This window comes from Tardiphaga sp. vice304 (assembly GCF_007018905.1).
In the GTDB taxonomy this organism is placed as follows: domain Bacteria; phylum Pseudomonadota; class Alphaproteobacteria; order Rhizobiales; family Xanthobacteraceae; genus Tardiphaga.
The window spans coordinates 4,460,683-4,480,171 of record NZ_CP041402.1; the positions used below are offsets into that span (position 1 = coordinate 4,460,683).

At 67.4% G+C, this 19,489-nt stretch carries 16 protein-coding genes and 2 riboswitches; of the genes, 8 read left to right on the forward strand and 8 right to left on the reverse strand.

The window, feature by feature from the left end:
- Positions 1-63: 63 nt before the first annotated feature.
- On the reverse strand, positions 64-1,278 hold the full coding sequence (locus FNL56_RS21245) for an efflux RND transporter periplasmic adaptor subunit (protein ID WP_143574901.1): 1,215 nt from the start codon (positions 1,276-1,278) through the stop codon (positions 64-66).
- Positions 1,279-1,460: 182 nt separating this feature from the next.
- Here FNL56_RS21245 and FNL56_RS21250 point away from each other — a divergent pair, with 182 nt between their 5' ends.
- From FNL56_RS21250 to FNL56_RS21265, 4 genes are all read left to right on the forward strand, one after another.
- The gene (locus FNL56_RS21250) at positions 1,461-2,054 is read left to right on the forward strand and encodes a TetR/AcrR family transcriptional regulator (protein ID WP_143574902.1); all 594 of its coding nucleotides are present in this window, start codon (positions 1,461-1,463) and stop codon (positions 2,052-2,054) included.
- Between the two features lie 58 nt (positions 2,055-2,112).
- Positions 2,113-2,314, forward strand: a riboswitch (cobalamin riboswitch).
- Between the two features lie 33 nt (positions 2,315-2,347).
- Complete coding sequence (locus tag FNL56_RS21255) at positions 2,348-4,303, forward strand: TonB-dependent receptor plug domain-containing protein (RefSeq protein ID WP_143582328.1); 1,956 nt, start codon at positions 2,348-2,350, stop codon at positions 4,301-4,303.
- A complete protein-coding gene (locus tag FNL56_RS21260; protein WP_143574904.1) occupies positions 4,297-5,319 on the forward strand; it encodes a FecCD family ABC transporter permease in 1,023 nt (340 codons plus the stop codon). Before FNL56_RS21255 ends, FNL56_RS21260 begins: the two co-directional genes overlap by 7 nt.
- Positions 5,316-6,092 (forward strand): ABC transporter ATP-binding protein, encoded by a 777-nt coding sequence (locus FNL56_RS21265; protein ID WP_143574905.1) that lies wholly within the window; start codon positions 5,316-5,318, stop codon positions 6,090-6,092. The genes FNL56_RS21260 and FNL56_RS21265 overlap by 4 nt, the downstream gene beginning before the upstream one ends.
- Before the next feature lie 9 nt (positions 6,093-6,101).
- Here FNL56_RS21265 and cobD read toward each other — a convergent pair whose 3' ends face one another.
- Entirely contained in the window at positions 6,102-7,091 is a 990-nt protein-coding gene (gene cobD, locus FNL56_RS21270) for a threonine-phosphate decarboxylase CobD (RefSeq protein ID WP_143574906.1), read from the reverse strand.
- 9 nt (positions 7,092-7,100) lie between these two features.
- Here cobD and FNL56_RS21275 point away from each other — a divergent pair, with 9 nt between their 5' ends.
- A complete protein-coding gene (locus FNL56_RS21275) occupies positions 7,101-7,946 on the forward strand; it encodes an ABC transporter substrate-binding protein (protein ID WP_441351241.1) in 846 nt (281 codons plus the stop codon).
- 1 nt (position 7,947) lies between these two features.
- The gene (gene cbiB / locus FNL56_RS21280) at positions 7,948-8,916 is read left to right on the forward strand and encodes an adenosylcobinamide-phosphate synthase CbiB (protein ID WP_143574907.1); all 969 of its coding nucleotides are present in this window, start codon (positions 7,948-7,950) and stop codon (positions 8,914-8,916) included.
- On the opposite strand, the gene FNL56_RS21285 is transcribed toward cbiB, so the two are convergent.
- The 6 genes from FNL56_RS21285 to FNL56_RS21310 all read right to left on the reverse strand — a co-directional run bounded on the left by FNL56_RS21285 (position 8,889) and on the right by FNL56_RS21310 (position 17,231).
- A complete protein-coding gene (locus FNL56_RS21285) occupies positions 8,889-10,379 on the reverse strand; it encodes a cobyric acid synthase (RefSeq protein WP_143574908.1) in 1,491 nt (496 codons plus the stop codon). The two genes, cbiB and FNL56_RS21285, sit on opposite strands and share 28 nt — an antisense overlap.
- 172 nt (positions 10,380-10,551) lie before the next feature.
- Complete coding sequence (gene cobO, locus FNL56_RS21290) at positions 10,552-11,178, reverse strand: cob(I)yrinic acid a,c-diamide adenosyltransferase (RefSeq protein WP_143574909.1); 627 nt, start codon at positions 11,176-11,178, stop codon at positions 10,552-10,554.
- Entirely contained in the window at positions 11,175-15,050 is a 3,876-nt protein-coding gene (gene cobN / locus FNL56_RS21295) for a cobaltochelatase subunit CobN (RefSeq protein ID WP_143574910.1), read from the reverse strand. The genes cobO and cobN overlap by 4 nt, the downstream gene beginning before the upstream one ends.
- A 190-nt stretch (positions 15,051-15,240) precedes the next feature.
- A complete protein-coding gene (gene cobW, locus FNL56_RS21300; RefSeq protein WP_143574911.1) occupies positions 15,241-16,251 on the reverse strand; it encodes a cobalamin biosynthesis protein CobW in 1,011 nt (336 codons plus the stop codon).
- A 3-nt stretch (positions 16,252-16,254) separates the two neighbouring features.
- The gene (cobU, locus tag FNL56_RS21305; RefSeq protein ID WP_143574912.1) at positions 16,255-16,782 is read right to left on the reverse strand and encodes a bifunctional adenosylcobinamide kinase/adenosylcobinamide-phosphate guanylyltransferase; all 528 of its coding nucleotides are present in this window, start codon (positions 16,780-16,782) and stop codon (positions 16,255-16,257) included.
- Positions 16,779-17,231: a DUF1636 domain-containing protein gene (locus FNL56_RS21310; protein WP_246660749.1), complete on the reverse strand. Its 453-nt coding sequence runs from the start codon at positions 17,229-17,231 to the stop codon at positions 16,779-16,781. Before FNL56_RS21310 ends, cobU begins: the two co-directional genes overlap by 4 nt.
- A 111-nt stretch (positions 17,232-17,342) precedes the next feature.
- Positions 17,343-17,538: riboswitch (cobalamin riboswitch) on the reverse strand.
- A gap of 79 nt (positions 17,539-17,617) precedes the next feature.
- Here FNL56_RS21310 and cobT point away from each other — a divergent pair.
- Together cobT and FNL56_RS21320 are read left to right on the forward strand one after the other, a co-directional pair.
- The gene (gene cobT, locus FNL56_RS21315) at positions 17,618-18,673 is read left to right on the forward strand and encodes a nicotinate-nucleotide--dimethylbenzimidazole phosphoribosyltransferase (protein ID WP_246660750.1); all 1,056 of its coding nucleotides are present in this window, start codon (positions 17,618-17,620) and stop codon (positions 18,671-18,673) included.
- The gene (locus FNL56_RS21320) at positions 18,673-19,437 is read left to right on the forward strand and encodes an adenosylcobinamide-GDP ribazoletransferase (protein ID WP_143574915.1); all 765 of its coding nucleotides are present in this window, start codon (positions 18,673-18,675) and stop codon (positions 19,435-19,437) included. The genes cobT and FNL56_RS21320 overlap by 1 nt, the downstream gene beginning before the upstream one ends.
- Positions 19,438-19,489: the final 52 nt, after the last annotated feature.

Below are 19,489 nucleotides of genomic sequence, written 5' to 3' on the forward strand. Positions count from 1 at the left end.
TGACGGGTCGCTGGAATGGCGTCGCAGTTCTTCACCCTCCCCTGGAGGGGGAGGGTGAAATAATCAGCGCGCCGCGACGGCGGTCTTGGCCTGCTCCAGATGGGCTGAGTCCATCGCCACCATTTCCGGCTTGATCTGCACGCCCGGACGCACCCGCTGCAGGCCGTTGACGACGATCCGCTCGCCGGCTTTCAGCCCGCCGAGCACCACGCGCAGGCCTTCGACCGAGACGCCGAGCGTGACCTCGCGGTATTCCGCCCTGTCCTTGTCGTCGACCACCATCACGAACTTCTTGTTCTGGTCGGTGCCGACCGCACGCTCAGAAACCAGCAGGGTCTGCTCGGGCTTCGGCTGGCCCATCGACAGCCGCGCGAACTGGCCCGGCATCAGCCTTCCGTCAGCATTGTCGAACTGGGCGCGGACCCGCACGGTGCCACTTTTCGCATCGACCTGATTGTCGATGAACTGCATGTGGCCCTTAATCGATTTGTCCGACGCGCCGGTGACCATCTGGACCGGAATGCGGTCGATATCCGCCGGGGTCTTGTCGTCCACCAGCGTCTTCAGCGCGCGCGTCACCACCTGCTCGTCGGCGTTGAAGCTGGCATAGATCGGATTGATCGACACCAGCGTGGTCAGCACCTCCGCGCCGGGCCCTGCCGCGATCAGATTTCCCACGGTGGTTTCGATCTTGCCGACGCGGCCGGCAACCGGCGCACGGATCTCGGTATAGCCGAGATTGAGCCTGGCGGTCTGCAGCGCGGCTTCAGCCGCCTTCAGGTTGGCCTCCGCCTCGCGAAAACCGTTGATGCGGCTGTCGAGGTCCTTCTGCGAGATCCAGCGCGAATCGTTGAGCTGCTGGCCGCGGTCGAATTCGTTCTTGGTCAGCACCAGCCGGGCGCGGGCGGCGGCGACCTGGCCGTCGGCCCGCGCCACGTCGGCGGCGAAGAGGCCGGGGTCGATCAGCACCAGGAGGTCGCCCTTCTTGACCAGCGCGCCCTCGCGAAAGTGAATTTCCTGGATTGCGCCGGCGACGCGGGAGCGTATCTCGACCCGCTCCACGGCCTCGAGCCGGCCGGAAAACGCGTCGGAGGGGGCCGTCGCGCGGGCGGCGACCACGGCGACGGAGGCCGACACGGCAGGCGGAACAGCCGCGGCGGTCTCCGCCTGCGCCGCATAGCTGGACAGATTGATCAGCGCGGCGCTGCCGCCGATGGTCACGGCGACCAGGGCGATCCCGGTGCCGATCAGGATCTTGCGGGCGATATTCTGGGTCATGGCGAATCCCATCAAGCCTTGGACTCGTTTGAGCCCGGTATTCGGGTAAGATGACTTGGCGCTATGCTGCACCGCACACATCCGTAACGTTCGGTATAGATGGGGGATCGACTTCCGCTGTCAAGAGACATATCTAACGAAAGGTACGAAACTCGTTAGATCTATTCTGGAGGCATCGTCACATGGCCATCATGGGCCGCCCGCGCGAATTCAGTTGCGAACAGGCACTCGACCTCGCCCTGCAGGTTTTCTGGCGCAAGGGCTATGAGGGCGCGTCGATGGCCGACCTGACCGAGGCGATGGGCATCACCAAGCCCAGCCTGTATGCCGCCTTCGGCAACAAGGAAGAGCTGTTTCGCAAGGCGCTCGACCGCTATGTCGATGGCCCCGGCGGCTATTTCCAGGTCGCGCTGACCAAGCCGACGGCGCGCGAGGTCGTCTCGCATGTGTTGTACGAGGCCGCCGACGCGCTAACCAACCCCGCGCACCCGCCGGGCTGCCTTGCCGTGCAGGGCGCGCTGAGCTGCGGCGACGCCGCCGAGACGATCAAGCAGGAATTGATGGCCCGCCGCGCCAAGGGCGAAAGCGATTTGCGCCAGCGCTTTGCGCGCGCGCTCGCCGAAGGCGATCTGCCGGAGGGCGCCGACGCCGCCGATCTGGCGCGCTACATTTCCGCGATGCTGCAGGGCATGGCGGTGCAGGCCGCCGGCGGCGCCGACCACGCGCAGTTGCGCCGCATCGCCGACATGACGATGCGCAGCTGGCCGCCGGTCTGAGCGCCTTTGACACTGAGCGCCTTCGACCTGGACGGTTGCACGCTTCCCGGCGCTGTGCTTCCTGTGATCCGTCATCGGTGCCTCCCGCAAGGAGGTGAAACGGGAATGCGGTGCGGGGATTACTCCCCTATTCCGCGGCTGCCCCCGCAACTGTAAGCGGCCATTTTCGATCCACGACGCCACTGGACCTGAGCAGGTCTGGGAAGGCGGATCGAGAGACGACCGCGAGCCAGGAGACCGGCCGCTGACGAGTTTCAACTCGTTCGACGGTGGGTCGACGGAAGGGGTTATCGATGGCTATCCGGAATCTTGCTGCCGGCACGGCAGCTATATTGGCATTCTGCGCCGGCACCAGTGCCGCGCGCGCGCAGTCGAACTCGCAACAGCTCCCCGAACTCGTGGTCACCGCCGATCGCACCCCGGTGCCGCTCAGCCAGACCGGCAGTTCGATCAGTGTCGTCTCCGGCGAGACCATTGCCACCAGCAATCCGGGCTCGCTGGTCGATGCACTGCGCACCGTGCCGGGTCTCGACATCTCCGAGAATGGCGGCCCCGGCGGCACCGCCAATGTACGCATCCGCGGCGGCAACAGCGGCCAGGCGCTGGTGATGATCGACGGCATCCGCGTCAACGATCCCACCGCTGCCTCCGGCGATTTCGAATTCGCGATGTTCACGCCCTCTGCCGTCGAACGCATCGAGGTGCTGAAAGGACCGCAGAGCGCGCTGTACGGCTCCGACGCCATGACCGGCGTCATCAACATCATCACCAGAAAAGGCGCCGGGCCCGCGCAGGTCAATGTCCGCACCGAGGCCGGCAGCTACGGGACCGCAGTGACCCAGGGCTCGCTGACCGGCTCGAGCGGGCCATGGTCCTACGCCTTCACCGGCGGCGGCCAGCACAGCAACGGCTTCTCGCGCTACGGCTATCGCATCCCCGCACTCGAAGCGCGCTTCCCCAATATGGAGAGCGACAGCTTTGACCGCGTCGGCGGCTCGGCCCGCCTCGGCTATGATGCCGGCGAAGGCCTCCGGCTGGAATCCGGCATCGTCTCGTCGTTCACCCGCTCGGCCTATGATGCCGCTAGCGGCACGTTTCCCGACACGCCATCCGCCGCGACGCGGCTGCTGGAAACCATCTACGGGCGAGCGACCATCGACTCATTCGGCGGGGTACTCACGCACGCCGTCACCGTGTCGAACACCCACACCGAGCGTTCGTTCAACGACGTGACCTACCGCACCAACACGTTGCCACGAAATACGACCTCGACGATCTCCGACTACAATGGCAACAGCCTGGGCGCAGAGTACCAGGCGACGCTGAAGCTCGGCGCCTTCGGCACGCTGATCGCCGGCGCCAAGACGCAGGCCGAGACCGCGCAGACCTCCACCACGGCCCTCCTGCCGATCCCCGGCGCGCAGACGCCGGCCCTCGACAGACGTCAGGATACCAACTCGCTGTTCGCGCTGTGGTCGGTGCCGATCGGCGAACGGCTCACCGTCTCGCTGGGCGGCCGGGTCGACGATGTGGTGGATGTCGCCCGCTTCGAGACCTGGCGCGCGACCGCGGCCTATGCGATCCGCGAGACCGGCACCAAATTCCACGCCAGCGCCGGCACCGGCGCCAAGGCGCCGACCCTGTTCCAGCTTTACGACCGGCAGTATGGCAACACGTCGCTGACGCCAGAAACCAGCTTCGGCTATGACGCCGGCATCGACCAGAGCCTGCTCGGCGGCCGGGTGGTTCTCTCCGTTACCGGCTTCGCCAACGACCTCAACAATCTGATCAACTTTGTCAGCGACGCCTCGCGGCCGAACGGTTACTATGTCAACGTCGCGCGCGCCGAAACCAGCGGGCTGGAGGTCGGCGCCGATGTCATCCTGTTGCCCGGCCTGATGAAGTTCAACGCCGCCTACACCTATCTTCACGCCACGGACCTATCCACCGGCGCAGTGCTGGCGCGGCGGCCGAAGAATTTCGCGCGCTTCGCACTGACTATCACGCCAACGGACAAATGGATGATCGAGCCGCGCGTCACCACCGTGTCGAAGCGCTTTTCCAGCGCCAACCAGGTCGGCCAGGTCGATGCCTATACCCGCGTCGACCTCTACAGCGAGTACCGGCTCGACGCGAACTGGAAGGTGTTTTCCCGCGGCGAGAACCTGCTCAACGAACGCTATCAGGAAGTGCTGAACTTCGGCACCACGGGTCCCGCCGCCTATGCCGGGCTCAACGCCACATGGTGACGTCGATTTCTCCGCAGCGCCGGACTTTTGTTACCATCGCCCTCCTCGGGCTCGTCGTGCTGCTGGCGCTGGGCTCGCTCGGCACCGGCCCCGTAAAAATGTCGCCGCTCACCGTGCTCGACGCGCTGTTCGGTGGCGGCAGCGACGTGCAGCAGACCATCGTGCGCGAGATCCGCCTGCCCCGCGCCATTCTGGCCCTCGCTATCGGCGCCATTCTCGGCCTGTCCGGTGCGGCGCTGCAGGGACTGCTGCGCAATCCGCTGGCGTCGCCGTCTTTGTTCGGCGCGCCGCAATCGGCCGCCTTCGGCGCGGTGTTGATGATCGCGCTGGGCTTGGCCGATGTACGCTCCTGGGCGCTGCCGGTCGCCGGCATCACGATGGCCTTTGTCTCGGTATTCGTGCTGCTCGGCATCGCCGGCCGCAGCGCAGGACTACTGTTGCTGATCCTTGCCGGCCTCGCGATCTCCAGCCTTGCAGGTGCGGCGACCGCGCTGGTGATGAACCTGTCGTCGAATCCGTTTGCCGCGCTGGAGATTGCATTCTGGCTGCTCGGCTCGCTGGAGGACCGCAGCTTTCGCCACGTCGAACTGGCGCTGCCTTTCATAGTGGCCGGCGGCATCCTGCTGATGACCCAGCGCAGCGCGTTCCGCGCGCTCAGCCTGGGCGAAGAAACCGCGCAGAGCCTCGGCGTCGATGTCGGCCGTCTCAGGCTGCTGGTGATCGCCGGCGTTGCGCTCGGCGTCGGCGGCGCCGTCGCGGTCGCCGGCACGATCGGCTTCATCGGCCTGGTCGCGCCGCATCTGATGCGTCCCCTGATCGGCCACGATCCCGGCCGGCTGCTGGTGCCCAGCGCGCTGGCGGGTGCGGCGTTGCTGCTCGCCGCCGACATCGCGGTACGGATCATTCCTTCCACTACTGATATCAAGGTCGGCGTGCTGACCTCGATCATCGGCGTGCCGTTCTTCCTCTATCTGATCCTGCGTGAACGCCGCGCGCTCGGCGGAGGCGTCGCATGACCGCGCTGCTCACCGCCCGGAACCTCGGCGTTACCTTGTCCGGCCGCGCCATCCTGCGTGACGTATCGCTGGCGCTGCAGCCGAAACACCTCGTCGCGCTGATCGGCCCCAACGGCGCCGGCAAGACCACACTGCTGCGCGCGCTCGCCGGCCTGCAGCCTTCGACCGGTGCAATCCATGTCGCCGGCGACGATCTCGCCAAACTCTCGCTGCGCGAGCGCGCCAAGCGCTTCGGCTATCTGCCGCAGGGCCACGTCGTGCATTGGCCGCTGGAGGTGAAGGACGTCGTGGCGCTCGGCCGCTATCCGCACGGCGCCACCAATCCGGCGCGGCTGTCGCCAGCCGATGAGGCTGCCGTGCAACGCGCGATGCGGGCCACCGACGTCACCGGCTTCGCCGCGCGCCGCGTCACCGAACTGTCCGGCGGCGAGCGCAGCCGCGTCGCGCTGGCGCGGGTGCTGGCGGTGGAGGCGCCGATCGTGCTGGCCGACGAGCCGACCGCCTCGCTCGATCCGCGCTACCAACTCGACGTCATGAAAAATCTTCGCGATGTCGCCGACGGCGGCGTGCTGGTCATCGTGGTGACGCACGACCTCGGCCTTGCCGCGCGCTTTGCCGATACGGTGCTGGTGATGTCGCAAGGCCGCCTTGTCGCGGATGGCGCGCCGGCGCAGGCGTTGTCGGACGAGGTGATGGCCGACGTGTTCCGCGTCGTCGCGTTTCGCGCCGACTATCGGAACGAGACCGTCATCCTGCCTTGGGCGGGAGTCTGAGCGATGCCGCTAGTCGTGCGTGGACAGAGCATCCGCCAGACGCCCCAGCGCGGCATCATTGGCCGGCAGGCCGAAGCGCAGATGGTCGCTGGCCCAGTCGAACTTGCGGACCCAGACGCGCTGTCGGGCGAGCTGGACATGCAGGTACCTGGCATCCGGATGGCGGACGAAGCGAAACAGCGAGGTGCCGCCGATCACCTTGCCGCCGGCCTGCGTCAGGATGAAATCGAGCCGGGTCGCGTGCTCGATGAGTTGCGCGCGCATGTGCTCACCCCATGCGTCGTCGCCGAGCGCGCGCGCGCCGACCTGCAGGGCCGGGCCGGACACCGCCCACGCCCCCAGCACTGCGGCGATGCGCTTGATCGTCTCGGGCGCGGCGATGGCGAAGCCGAGCCGCAGGCCCCCGAGACCATAGAACTTTCCGAACGAGCGCAGGATGACCACCGGGAGCTTTTCGCACAGAACCGCCGCGCCGATAGCCGGATCGACGTCGGCAAAGGCCTCGTCGACCAGCAGCCAGCCGCCGCGCTGATGCAGTTTTGCGGCAACGGCGGCGAGCGTCGCATGGTCCGCGATGCGGCCGTCGGGATTGTTGGGATTGACGATCACGACATGCACGGCCTCGTCGGGCAGTGCGGCGAGGTCGGAGATCGCGATCACCTCGTGGCCGGCGTTCTGCCATGCCGGCGCGTGCTCATTATAGGTCGGGCCGACGATGGCAACCGGCCCGTTGGCGGCGAGATGCGGCAGCCACTGGATCAGCGCCTGGGTGCCGGGTGCGGCGACCAGATCGACACCGTCCGGCACGCGATAGGCGTGTCGCGCGGCAGCGAGCAGCGCCTGACCGTCGGCCTGCGACGGCAGCCGGCGCCAGGCCGCGTCGGCGATGTCGCCGAACGGATAGGCCCAGGGGTTGATTCCGGTCGACAAGTCGAGCCAGTCTGCGGCTTCGCCGCCATAGCGCGCCATTGCTTCGGTGAGATCGCCGCCATGATTCATGGCCGCTTCATGCCATTATCGAAACGAAAGTGCGAGAGCCTGATCGCCGCTTTGTGGATGATGCTGGCGGGCACGGCGCATGCCGCCGAGCTGCCGCACCTCGCCTCGATCAACCTGTGCACCGACCAGTTGCTGATGACGCTGGCCGACCCCGGACAGATTCTGGGCCTCAGCCCCTATGCCCGCGACGCCGCGCGTTCCTGGGATGCCGAGAAGGCCGCGCAGTTTCCCAAACTGTCCGGCGAGGCCGAGGACGTGCTGGTGTTGAAGCCCGACATCGTCGTCGCCGGCCGCTACACCAAGCGAGCGACGCGCGAGCTGCTGAAGGAGAAAGGCCTGCGGGTCGTGGAATTCGACGTGCCGCGCTCGATGGAGGACGTGAAGAAGCAGATCGTACGGATGGGCGACATCGCCGGCCATCCCGACCGCGCCGCGGCCGAAGTGGCGAAGCTGGAGGCCGCCATCGCGCGCACGCGTGCGGTTGCAGCGCGCAAGGCGTTTCGCGTGCTGGCGCTGTCGCGGCGCGGCTGGGTGTCGGGTAGCGACAGTCTGACGGGCGCACTGCTCGGCGCCGTCGGGCTGAGCAGCGCGGCAAAGGAGATGGGCCTGCGCACCGGCGGCTTCGCCTCGCTAGAGGCGATCGTCAGCCTCAGGCCGGACTATCTGCTGCTCTCGGAAGACAGCAGCTTTGCCGAGGACGAAGGCCGCGCCCTGCTGCTGCATCCGGCGCTGGAGCGTTTTTATCCCGCCTCGAAGCGGCTGGTGATTCCCGAGAAACTGATCAACTGCGGCGGGCCGATGATCGCCGAGGCGCTCGACCGGCTGGCGGCCGAACTCGCGCGCGTGGAGCGCTGAGATGCTGATCACCGAACACGCACTGTGGATCACCGTCGTCGCCATCCTGTTCGATGCCGCGATCGGCGATCCCGACTGGCTCTGGCGACGCCTGCCGCATCCCGTGGCGTGGATCGGCCAGGCCATCGACGTCCTGGAACGCACGCTTAATGTCGCGGAATGGTCGGCTCGCGACCGCAAGATCGCCGGCGTCGGCGCCGTGCTGTGGCTGGTGATCGGCGCGGCGATCGCCGGCCTGCTGATCGAACTGGTGCTGCCGGACCACTGGATCGGTATCCTGATCGAAGGCTTTCTCGCCTCGGTGCTGCTGGCGCAGCGCAGCCTGTACCAGCACGTTGCCCGCGTCCGCGACGCCTTTGCCGAAGGGGGGCTGGCGGCGGCACGCCAAGCGGTATCGATGATCGTCGGCCGCGATCCCGCCCGGCTCGACGAGGCCGGCGTGGCGCGCGCCGCGATCGAGTCAACGGCGGAGAATTTCTCAGACGGCATCGCCGCGCCGATCTTCTGGCTGGCGGTGTTCGGCCTGCCCGGCCTGATCGCCTACAAGGCAATCAACACCGCGGATTCGATGATCGGCCATCGCAGCGAACGCTATGAGCAGTTCGGCTGGGCGGCGGCGCGGCTCGACGATCTCGTCAATATCATTCCGGCGCGGCTGTCCGGCCTGCTGTTCGTCGTCGTCGCGCCGCTGGTCGGCGGCACGATGGCGCATTCGAAGATGATCATGTTCCGCGATGCGCCAAAGCATCGCTCGCCCAATGCCGGCTGGCCGGAAAGTGCGATGGCCGGCGCGCTCGGCATCGCGCTCGCCGGCCCGCGTCACTATGCCGAGGGACCCGTCAACGACCCCTTCCTCAACGCGGAAGGACGCGCGGCCACGCCGGCCGATATCAACCGTGCGCTGAAACTGTTCGTCGCCGCCTGCGCGATGCAGGCCGCGATCTACGCCGCGCTGGCGCTGGTGCTCTGACGGCTGCGGGCGATCTTCAGGATCGCGTCAATATCGAGATTCGTTTCCAGATGATCGGCCAGCGCATCGAGCGCGGATTCGATCTGGGTGTTGTAAGCCAATGCCGAGGCGATGCCGAGATGGGCCAGCCACGCGCGGCGAAACGCGTCGCCGGTGAACAGCCCGTGCACATAGGTGCCCTGGACGCGGCCATTCGCCGACATCGCGCCATCGGGCCGACCATCGATGGTCAGCAGCGGCCGCGCGCAGTCGGCGCCTTCGCTGCGACCGAGATGAATCTCGTAGCCCTCGATCGCGGCACCCGTCGCGACATGGGTGCCGGACACCAGCGTGGTCGACTTGTCCGAACTCATCAGGGTCGTCATGTCGAGCAGTCCAAGTCCGTCGACCATTCCTGCCGCGCCATCGACGCCGTCGGGATCGGCGATCACGCGGCCCAGCATCTGGTAGCCGCCGCACAGGCCGAGCACATGGCCGCCGCGCCGGACATGCGCCGCAATATCGATGTCCCAGCCCTGCGCGCGCAAGTAAGCGAGGTCGCCGATAGTGGATTTGCTGCCCGGCAGGATCACCACGTCGGCATTACCCGGGATCGGCTCGCCCGGCCGCACGAAGACGAGCTTGACGTCGGGCTCCATGCCGAGCGGATCGAGATCGTCGAAATTGGCGATCCGCGCCAGCACCGGTACCGCGATAATGCGCGTCGCCGTGGAGACGTGGGTGCGGTCGAGATCGACGGCGTCCTCGGCCGGCAACCATGCCGCCTGCGTCAGCCATGGCACCACACCGAGCGACGGCCAGCCGGTCAGCCGCGTGATCGCGCTGAGCCCACTATCGAACAAGCGAGGATCGCCGCGAAATTTGTTGATGATGAAGCCGTGGATCCGTGCGCGCTCTTCCGGCTGCAGCACCAGATGCGTACCAGCAAGGCTGGCGATGACGCCACCGCGGTCGATATCGCCGGCGAGCAGCACCGGCACGTTGGCGGCTTCGGCAAAGCCCATATTGGCGATATCGCCGGCGCGCAGATTGATCTCCGCCGGCGATCCGGCGCCCTCGACCAGCACGATGTCGGCCTCGCGGGCGAGACGCGCAAAGCTCTCCAGCACTGCCGGCAGCAAGGCCGCTTTCTTCTCGAGATAATTCTTCGCCCGCAGCGTGCCCCAGCGTTTTCCCTGCACGATGATCTGCGCGCCGGTGTCGGTCTCCGGCTTCAGCAGCACCGGGTTCATGTGCACGCTCGGCGGCATCCGCGCGGCGCGCGCCTGCACCGCCTGCGCGCGGCCGATCTCGCCGCCATCGACGGCGACCGCCGCGTTGTTCGACATGTTCTGCGGCTTGAACGGCGCGACCTTCAGCCCGCGCCGCACCAGCGCCCGCGCCAATCCTGCGACCAGCGTCGACTTGCCGGCGTTGGAGCCGGTGGCCTGGATCATGACGGCAGGGGTGGGGTTGGATGTCATAGCGTCTTCGTGTCCAACCGCCCCAAACTGTCATTTCGGGGCGCGAGCGGCGCCAGCCGGGCGCGAACCCGGAATCCCGAGTTGTTCAGCGCGCCCCATTTCGAGGTTCCGGGTTCGCTCGCCAGCGACGGTGTCGCTGTGGAGCGCCCCGGAATGACGGTGAGGGGCTGCATCAAAACTCCACGCCCTTCTGGCCCTTCACGCCGGCACGGAACGGGTGCTTGATGAGCGTCATTTCGGTGACCAGATCCGCCATCTCGATCAGCTCCGGCTTGGCGTTGCGGCCGGTGATGACGACGTGCTTGTCGGCCGGCTTCTCGTCGCGCAGGAAGGTCAGCACCTCCTGCAAATCGAGATAGTCGTAGCGCAGCACGATGTTGAGCTCATCGAGCAGCACCATGTTGTGGCGATCGTCGCGGATCAGTTCCTTGGCGCGCTCCCAGCCCTTGGTCGCGGCGGCGATGTCGCGCTCGCGGTCTTGGGTCTCCCAGGTAAAGCCTTCGCCCATGATGTGCAGCGTCACCAGTTCGGGAAATCTGGCCAAGAGCCGCGCCTCGCCGGTGTCCCAGGCCGGCGACTTGGTGAACTGCACCACCGCCACCGGCATGTCGTGACCGATATGACGGAACACCATGCCGAGCGCGGCGGAGGTCTTTCCCTTGCCGGTGCCGGTGTGGACGATCAAGAGGCCCTTCTCGCCGATCTTGCCGGCCATGATCTTGTCGCGCGCGGCCTTGTGCTTGGCCGCCTTGAGCTTGTGCTTCGCATTCTCTTGGTCGTCGTGGGCATCGTCGGTCATGCGATTTCCTTGTGCGTCAGTTCGGCGAGCAGATCGGCGGCACGGTTGGAGCGCGGCGTCCACATTCCGCGGCGGATCGCCTCGGTGAAGCGCGCGGCCGTCTCGCGCAACGCCTCCGGGTTGGCGTCTTGCATGAAGTCGCGGACGTCGTCGTTCTCCAGATAGGCGGAAAACAACTGGTCGAAATGGTGGTTGGCAACCGCATCGGTAGAGGCGGCAAAGCCGAACAGGTAGTCCACCGTGGCGGCGATCTCGAACGCGCCCTTGTAGCCGTGCCGCATCACGCCGGCGATCCATTTCGGATTGGCGGCGCGGCCGCGTACCACGCGGGAAATTTCGTGAGACAGCGGCCGCGCGACCGGCGCCTCCGGGCGCGAGGTGTCGATATGGCTGACCCGCGGCGCCGATCCGCGCAGGGTCTGCACGGTGGCGGCAAGCCCTCCGATGAACTGGTAGTAGTCGTCAGAATCCAGAATATCGTGCTCGCGATTGTCCTGCGTCTGGGCGACAAGATCGATCCCCTTGAGCTGTTCGGCGAATTCGCCGCGCGCGGCCTCGCCCTCAGTGCCGCTGCCATAGGCATAGCCGCCCCAGTCGAGATAGACCTCGGCGAGATCGCCGCGCTTTTCCCAGCCGCCCTCGTCCATCAGCGCCTGCAGTCCCGCGCCATAGGCGCCGGGCTTGGAGCCGAACACCCGCCGCGTCGCCTGCTCGCGTGCGATGTCGGCGCTGGCACCGCCGGCCTGCAGCGCGAGCGCACGGGTGCGAACGTTGGCCGCGATCGGATTGGCCTCGTCAGGTTCGTTCAGCAGCGCGATCGCCGCGACCGCCGAGCCAATGATGTCCATCTGCGTCGGGAACGCATCGCGGAACAGGCCGGACACGCGAAACGTGACATCGACGCGCGGGCGCTTCAGCTCCGACAGCGGCGTGATAGCAAAACCGGTGACGCGGCCTGAAGTGTCTTCCCACACGGGCCGCGCGCCGATCAGCGCCAGCGCCTGCGCTACGTCATCGCCGCCGGTACGCATGTTGGCGGTGCCCCAGGCCGACAGCGCGATCGCGCGCGGCCATTCGCCGGCCTCCTGCCAATAGGCTTCGACCAGCCGCTCGGCCGCGAGCTGCCCGATCCGCCACGCCGACGGCGTCGGCACGGCGCGGACATCGACGGCGAAGAAGTTGCGGCCCGTGGGCAGCACGTCGGGCCGCCCGCGCGTCGGCGCGCCGGACGGACCGGGCCGGATGAAACGGCCATCGAGGCCGGCGAGAAACGCCGACATCTCGGCAGCGCCTGACGCGTCGATGGCAGGACGGAGGGTGGAAGAAATCCAGGCGAGCACGGAGGATGTTGCGGGCCAACGCTCAGAAGAAATCACACACTCCGCGTGGTCCCCGCGAAAGCGGGGACCCATAGCCGCTGTCGGCGTCGTCTCGCTCGGTGGCAGTAACCTCGTTAAAGTTTCTGCTTCGGAGGTTATGGGTCCCCGCTTACGCGGGGACGACGTGGTGAGAAATTCGTCGCCTAACAATGCGGCCTCGCCTGCAGCGGCTTCGTTCGCGACCAGCTGCAAAGCCAGCATTTCGATGCGCTCCACCGTATCTCCGGTCGTGCGCCACAGCGCTTCGCTGATGTCGGCTAGAACGGCAGGGCGTGGGCCGGTGTAATCCTCCGCCAATTCCCGCGTCAGCGGATCGAACGCGCCCAGTCCCAGATCCCCGGCGATCGCGCGGTGCAACGAGGCATCCTGCGGCTTGCTCTCCGAGCGCGGCAGGCGAGCAATCGAGACCAGCAGGTCGTTGCGCGCCGCGTCCTGCGGCGTGCGGCCGAAGATGTGCAGGCCGTCGCGGATCTGCATTTCCTTGAGGTCGCAGAGATGCGCGTCCAGCGCGCGCAACGCCTCCCCGGTCGGCGTGTCGCGCGTCACGTTGACATCGGCATCGAGTCGCTGCGCCCGCGCCATCGAGAGAATATCCTCGGCGATCACCCCCGCGCGCTTGGGATCGAGATCCGCCGCCAGCGCATATTCGTCGACCAGGTTTTCCAGCCGCGCCAGATCGTCGTGCAGTTCGGCGCGCGTCATCGGCGGAGTCAGATGGTCGATGATCACGGCAGAGCCGCGGCGCTTGGCCTGGATGCCTTCGCCCGGATCGTTGACGATGAACGGATAGAGATGCGGCAGCGGGCCCAGCACCGCGTCCGGCAGACAGTCGGCGGATAGCCCGGCGCTCTTGCCCGGCAGCCATTCGAGATTGCCGTGCTTGCCGAGATGCACGACGGCATGCGTATCGAATTCGCGACGGAGCCAGAGATAAAACGCGAGATAATGATGCGGCGGCACCAGGTCGGGATCGTGATAGGTGCTCTTCGGATCGATATTGTAGCCGCGCGCCGGTTGCACGCCGACGACCACGTTGCCGAAGCGATGCAGGCCCAGCCGGAACGCGCCGTCCACGATATGCGGATCGCTGTCGGCAATGCCCCAGCGCGCCTCGACCGCCAGCCGCACAGTGTGCGGCAGCGTCGCAAACGCGGTCGTATAGTCGGCCAACGACCACGTCACGCCGCCGCGGCGATCGGCACGATCGGCCAGCGCATTGGTCGGCCCCTGTTGCAGCAGCCCCATCATCGCCGCGGCGTCGAGCGGTGCCTCATCGATCGCGTAACCGGCGCTGAGCATCGCCGCCAACACGTCGATCAGGCTCTGCGGCGTGTCGAGGCCGACGCCATTGGCGATCCGGCCGTCGCGGTTCGGATAGTTGGCGAGGATCAGCGCAATCCGTCGCTCGGGTACTTCGGCGCGGCGTAGCCGGATCCAGGCGTGGGCGAGATCGGCCGTGGCGTCGATGCGGTCCGGCACCGGCTGGAACGTCACCGGCGCAAAACCGCCATCGCTGTCGCCGCGTTCCTTGAAGGCAATCACGTTGGCGAAGATGCGGCCGTCGACCTCCGGCAGCACGACATGCATCGCGAGGTCGCGCGGCGTTAGCCCGCGGGTCGAGGCCTCCCAGGCGGCGCGCGAGGTGCCGGCCTGCGCGACCTGCAGGATCGGACAGCCCGAGGCCGAAAGCACGCCGGCGTCGTCATGCGCGGTGGCGGTGGCGAACGCCGTGGCGTTGACGATGATATCGGCCGGATGCGCGGCAAGCGCGGCGCGCAGGAAGGCTGCGGAGCGCTCGTCCTTCAGGCTGGTGACATAGAGGCAGACGGCGTTCAGCCCGCGCGCTTCGAGCGCCAGCCGTAACGCACCGATCGCCGCGGTGTCGCCGCCGGCGACGATCGCGCGGTAGAAGATCACGACGGCGTTGGGGCGATGGTCCGGCACCGGCTCGCTCGGCCAGAAGCCGGCCGACGGCATCGGCCGCGCCGCCATCGGCGCCTCGCCATGGCCGATCTGGTGCGCCGCGAGTTGCAGCGCCAGCCGGGCATTGTCGACGCCGCCCTCGCTGCAATAGCGCCACATCGCCTGTGTGGTCTCATCGTTGACCGTGCCGCGTGCGGCGAGTTCGGCGTTCCAGTACATTTCGCCGGGGATGCAGATGAATTGCGCGCCGCGCGCCAGCGCATCAGAGCGCAGGCTCTCGACACCGTGCGGCCAGTAGCCGATGCCGCCGAGCATGCGCAGCACGACGATCCTGGCTTTCGCCAGCGTGCGCTCGACATAGAGATCGACCGAGGCAGGATGGCCGAGCGCCAGCAGGTTGGTCAGCCGCAGGCTGGGGAAGTCTTTCGGCAGCATCGCATGCGCGGCGTGAAACGACGCCAGATCGCTGTCGGCCGCCGACAGCACGACGATGTCGGCGGTGTCCTGCCCGAGATCGCGGGCGACGTCGCCGTCGTCAATGCCGCCAGTGGGATCGAGCTTTAAGTGCATGCGGTCAATTCAAATGTTTATCACAACAGCCATTGGCCGCCCCTCCCCCTTGCGGGGAGGGTCGGCCGCAGCGAAGCGGAGGCCGGGGGTAGCCGCTGGCTCCTGAGCTTGTGGCTACCCCACCCGGCGCGTTTGCTCGCTTCGCTCACAACGCGCCACCCTCCCCGCAATGGGGAGGGTGGCGACAGCGCTACGCCAACGCCCTTCGCACCGCGTCGCCGTCAAATCCCTTTAGCCCGATCACCACCAGATGCTCGGCCTGCTTCACGTCGGGGCGCGCGAAGGCCAGCTCGACGCGGCTGCCGACGGCCTGCACGACGATCGGCGCAGCCTTGTCGGCGATCCGCGCGTGGCCCTTGACGCGCAATACGCCCTCGAAGCCTAAAGCCTCGCTGACGCGCGCGCGCATCGCATCGACGCTCGCTGCGGCCGAGGGCAACACCACGATGCTGTCGAAATCATCGTGGTCGTGCTCTTCCTCCTCGCCGTGATGGCCGGCGCGCGCCGCCATGTCGTCCTCAGCGGCGGCGTTGAGGCCGATCAGCACCGCGGGCGCAAGCTCGCCCTTCGAGCGCACGATGGTGACGCCGGGCCGCAGCACAGCTTTCAGCTTGGTCTCGATCTCAACGAGCTGCTCGGCCGTTACCAGATCGCTCTTCGACAGCACGACGAGATCGGCGCAAGCAAGTTGGTCCTCGAACACTTCCTCGATCGGATCATCATGCTCGATGCCTTCGTCGGCAGCGCGTTGAGCGGCGACCGCATCCTCATCCAGCGTGACGCGGCCTTCCGATAGCGCCAGCGCATCGACCACGGTGACGACGCCGTCGACGGTGGCGCGGGTCTTCACCGCCGGCCAGGCAAAGGCCTTCAGCAGCGGCTGCGGCAAAGCGAGGCCCGATGTCTCGATCACAATCGCATCCAGCGGGATGTCGCGCGACAGCAATTTGTCCATGGTCGGGATGAAATCGTCGGCCACGGTGCAGCAGATGCAGCCATTGGTGAGTTCGACGATATCGCCAGGCGCGCAGGCATTGGCCGCGCATTCCTCGACGAGGCCACCGTCGAAGCCGGCATCGCCGAATTCATTGACGATCACGGCGATGCGGCGGCCGTCGGCCTGCGTCAGCAAGGATCGCAGCAGCGTGGTCTTGCCGGCGCCGAGAAAGCCGGTGAGGACGGTAACGGGAACGCGGGACATGAATTACTCCTGGGAATTTTTCAGCCAGAGCGGAAGCCCGGCTGCGATGAAGGCGACTTGCGGCACGGCCGCTGCGACGATCTGGTTGAGCCGGCCCTGGGCGTCGCGGAAGGCGCGGCCGAGCGGCGTCTCCGGTACCAGGCCCATGCCGACTTCGTTGGAGACGAACACGATCGGATAGCGCGCCACGCCGAGAAAGCGCACCAGCCGGCGCGCTTCGACTTCCGGGTCGCGGTCGGCGAACATCAGGTTGGACAGCCACAGCGTCAGGCAATCGACCAGCACGGCGCGGCCGCGCGTCGCCTCGCGGGTCAGCGCATCGATCAGCGCCAGCGGTTCCTCGACGGTAATCCAGCCGTCGCCGCGCTGCTTGCGGTGCTGCGCGATACGCGCGGCCATCTCGTCATCGCCGGGCGTCGCCGTGGCAAGGTACACGCGGGTAAAATTGCTGTCGTGGATCAGCGCCTCGGCAAAGGCCGACTTGCCCGACCGCGCGCCGCCCAGCACCAGTGTGGTGACCAGCGCGCTCATTTCGGCGCGCGCCCGTCATCGGGCGACCAGCGCATCGGCGGCACCCGTGCCACCATGCCCTTGCGCAGCACGTCGGCGCGCTCGCGCCACGGCACCAGGCCGTAGTCGGATTTCTGGTAGGACTGCACGAAGGACAAGAGCGCCGCGGTGCCGGTTTCGGTCTGCAGGTCGCCGAACAGGAAAGTGTAGCCGTCCGGACTGGTGACGGCGACCGTCGCCGGCCGCTTGCAGACACCGAGGCACTGCACCGGCCGCACCATCACGCGGGCCTCCGTCTCGCCCAAGGCCGCCTTCACGGCGTCGAACATTTCCGGGCCGATCACCGCGTTGCCGTCGGCAGATTTGCAGGTGATACAAACGCTGACCACGACGCAACCGGCCGGCGCATGTGCGCGCGGCGGTTCGGCCAGCAAGGTTTCGCCAAAAATATCGGCGGGGTCGCGATCCATCATAGGCTCACCATCGTGCCCTCAAAGGGGCCGCGAGCTTTGTTGGGTCGCGTCGACGGCATGACCGTCAACTCGCTCCCGTCCGGTGCACCCCGCCCCGACGACGCCTCCAAAGCACAGTTTTCGATGGCAGGTCTCCTGGCTCGCGGGTCATTGCCCTCATCCGCCTTCCCGGGACATTCCCAGTGGCACCGGCGAGGACTCGTCGCTTACAGTTGCGGGGGCAGCGCCGGAGTAGAGCGCGAACGCCCGCACCGGCTTCCCTATTCACCTTCCACGCGGAAGGACCATCATTCGCAACGCTACCGGGCGAGGTCGTTGGGGTCAACCTTGGTTGACCTGCCGGCCGGTGTTGCGTCAGGTGGGTCGCGTAAAGGAACAGAATGATGACCGCCGATTCCCAGCCTGTCTGGCAGCCCCCCGCCATTGCCGCCCTCGATCCGGCGACTGAGGCCGGGATCCGCGCGCGAATCGACGGCAAGGCCAAGCCGCCGGGATCGCTCGGGCGAATCGAGGAACTCGCGCTGCAGCTCGGCCAGATCCGGCATCCCGGCGAGCCGCGCGGCGACAATGCGGTGCTGCTGATTTTCGCCGCGGATCACGGGCTGGTCGAGGAAGGCGTCTCGCAATTTCCCGCTGCGGTGACGGTCGGGATGGTGATGACCTATCTGGCCGGCCGCGCCACCGCCAATGCCTTCGCCACCGCCAGCCGGGTCGAGATCCGCGTCGTCGATTCCGGCGTCGCGGCCGAGTTGCCGCATCACCCACAGTTGATCGACGCCAAGATCCGCCTGGGTACGGCCAATGCCGCGCGCGAGCCGGCGATGACGGCCCAGGAGGCGGCCGACGCGCTGACGCGCGGCGCCCGCATCGCGGTCGGCGAGATCAGGAACGGCGCCGACATCGTCGCGCTGGGCGAGATGGGAATCGGCAACACCGCCTCCTCCGCGCTGCTGCTGCATCGCCTGGCGCCGGCCGACCTTGACGACTGCATCGGCGTCGGCGCCGGACAAGACGATATCGGCATGGCACGCAAGCGCGCCGCTATCCACAAGGCCGCGGCGCGCAGCCAGGCCACCGCGCCGCTCGACGTGCTCAGCGAGTTCGGCGGGCTGGAGATCGCCATGCTGGCCGGCGCGGTGCTGGGTGCGGCGTCGCAGCGCCGCCCGGTGATCGTCGATGGCTTCATCACCACCGCGGCGGCGCTGCTGGCGATCCGGCTGTGCCCGGAAGCGCGCGGCTATTGCGTGTTCGCGCACCGCTCGGCCGAACGCGGCCACGACATCGCGCTGGCGGCGCTGGACGCGACGCCGCTGCTCGACCTCGGCCTGCGGCTCGGCGAGGGCACCGGCGCGATGCTGGCGGTGCCATTGGTGCGCGCGGCGGCACGGCTGATCACCGATGTCGCCGATCTCCAGGACGTGCTCGCAGGAAACATCTGATGCGCCTGCCCGACTCGCTGCTCGACGCGATCCGGTTTCTCACCATCGTGCGGGTGCGCGACACCGCGAGCGCGACGGCGCCGGACTGGCTGGCGCGGGCGATGAAGTATTTTCCCGTGGTCGGCTTGGGCATCGGCCTTGTATCGGCGCTGATACTGCTGATCGCCAACGAGTTTGTCAGCCCGGTGATCGCCGCCCTGCTCGCAATCTCCGCCAGCATCATTCTCACCAGCGCACTGCACGAGGACGGCCTTGCCGACACCGCCGACGCGTTCGGCGGCGGCTGGACGATCGAGAAGCGGATGGCGATCATGAAAGACAGCCGGATCGGCAGCTACGGCGCGCTGGCGCTCGGCCTTGGCGTCGCGCTGCGCGTCGCGGCGATTTCCGACATGCCGATGTGGGCGGGTCCGGCAGCGCTGATCGCAGCCCATGCGGCGGCGCGCGCGGCGCCGGCCTTCGTAATGAACCGCCTGCGCTATGCCGGCAACACCGCGGCGATGAAAGTCAGCTACGCAGAAGCGCCGGTACGCTCCGGCGAATTACGGTTCGCGCTTGTCGTCGTGCTGCTCGCAATGCTGCCGCTGGCGTTGATTTCGCTCTCCGCCGTTCTGGTCGGGCTGCTGTGCGGCGCGGCGCTGGCATTCGTTCTCACGCGCTGGTCGCGCCACATGCTCGGCGGCTACACCGGCGACGTGCTCGGTGCGGTCGAGCAGGTGTTCGAGATCGGATTTCTGCTGGGTGTCGTCGCGGCGATGAGGTGATCCGTAGCCCGGATGAGCCCTTGCGAAATCCGGGGCCGACGATCTCGTTGAA

Coding starts and splice junctions, on each gene's coding strand:
- FNL56_RS21310 (WP_246660749.1), bottom strand. CDS start 17,231: ATGGATCGCGACCCCGCCGATATTTTTGGCGAAACCTTGCTGGCCGAA.
- FNL56_RS21245 (WP_143574901.1), bottom strand. CDS start 1,278: ATGACCCAGAATATCGCCCGCAAGATCCTGATCGGCACCGGGATCGCC.
- FNL56_RS21320 (WP_143574915.1), top strand. CDS start 18,673: ATGCGCCTGCCCGACTCGCTGCTCGACGCGATCCGGTTTCTCACCATC.
- FNL56_RS21255 (WP_143582328.1), top strand. CDS start 2,348: ATGGCTATCCGGAATCTTGCTGCCGGCACGGCAGCTATATTGGCATTC.
- FNL56_RS21275 (WP_441351241.1), top strand. CDS start 7,101: ATGCCATTATCGAAACGAAAGTGCGAGAGCCTGATCGCCGCTTTGTGG.
- FNL56_RS21285 (WP_143574908.1), bottom strand. CDS start 10,379: ATGACATCCAACCCCACCCCTGCCGTCATGATCCAGGCCACCGGCTCC.
- cbiB (WP_143574907.1), top strand. CDS start 7,948: ATGCTGATCACCGAACACGCACTGTGGATCACCGTCGTCGCCATCCTG.
- FNL56_RS21265 (WP_143574905.1), top strand. CDS start 5,316: ATGACCGCGCTGCTCACCGCCCGGAACCTCGGCGTTACCTTGTCCGGC.
- cobD (WP_143574906.1), bottom strand. CDS start 7,091: ATGAATCATGGCGGCGATCTCACCGAAGCAATGGCGCGCTATGGCGGC.
- cobN (WP_143574910.1), bottom strand. CDS start 15,050: ATGCACTTAAAGCTCGATCCCACTGGCGGCATTGACGACGGCGACGTC.
- cobO (WP_143574909.1), bottom strand. CDS start 11,178: ATGACCGACGATGCCCACGACGACCAAGAGAATGCGAAGCACAAGCTC.
- FNL56_RS21250 (WP_143574902.1), top strand. CDS start 1,461: ATGGCCATCATGGGCCGCCCGCGCGAATTCAGTTGCGAACAGGCACTC.
- cobT (WP_246660750.1), top strand. CDS start 17,618: ATGACCGCCGATTCCCAGCCTGTCTGGCAGCCCCCCGCCATTGCCGCC.
- cobU (WP_143574912.1), bottom strand. CDS start 16,782: ATGAGCGCGCTGGTCACCACACTGGTGCTGGGCGGCGCGCGGTCGGGC.
- cobW (WP_143574911.1), bottom strand. CDS start 16,251: ATGTCCCGCGTTCCCGTTACCGTCCTCACCGGCTTTCTCGGCGCCGGC.
- FNL56_RS21260 (WP_143574904.1), top strand. CDS start 4,297: ATGGTGACGTCGATTTCTCCGCAGCGCCGGACTTTTGTTACCATCGCC.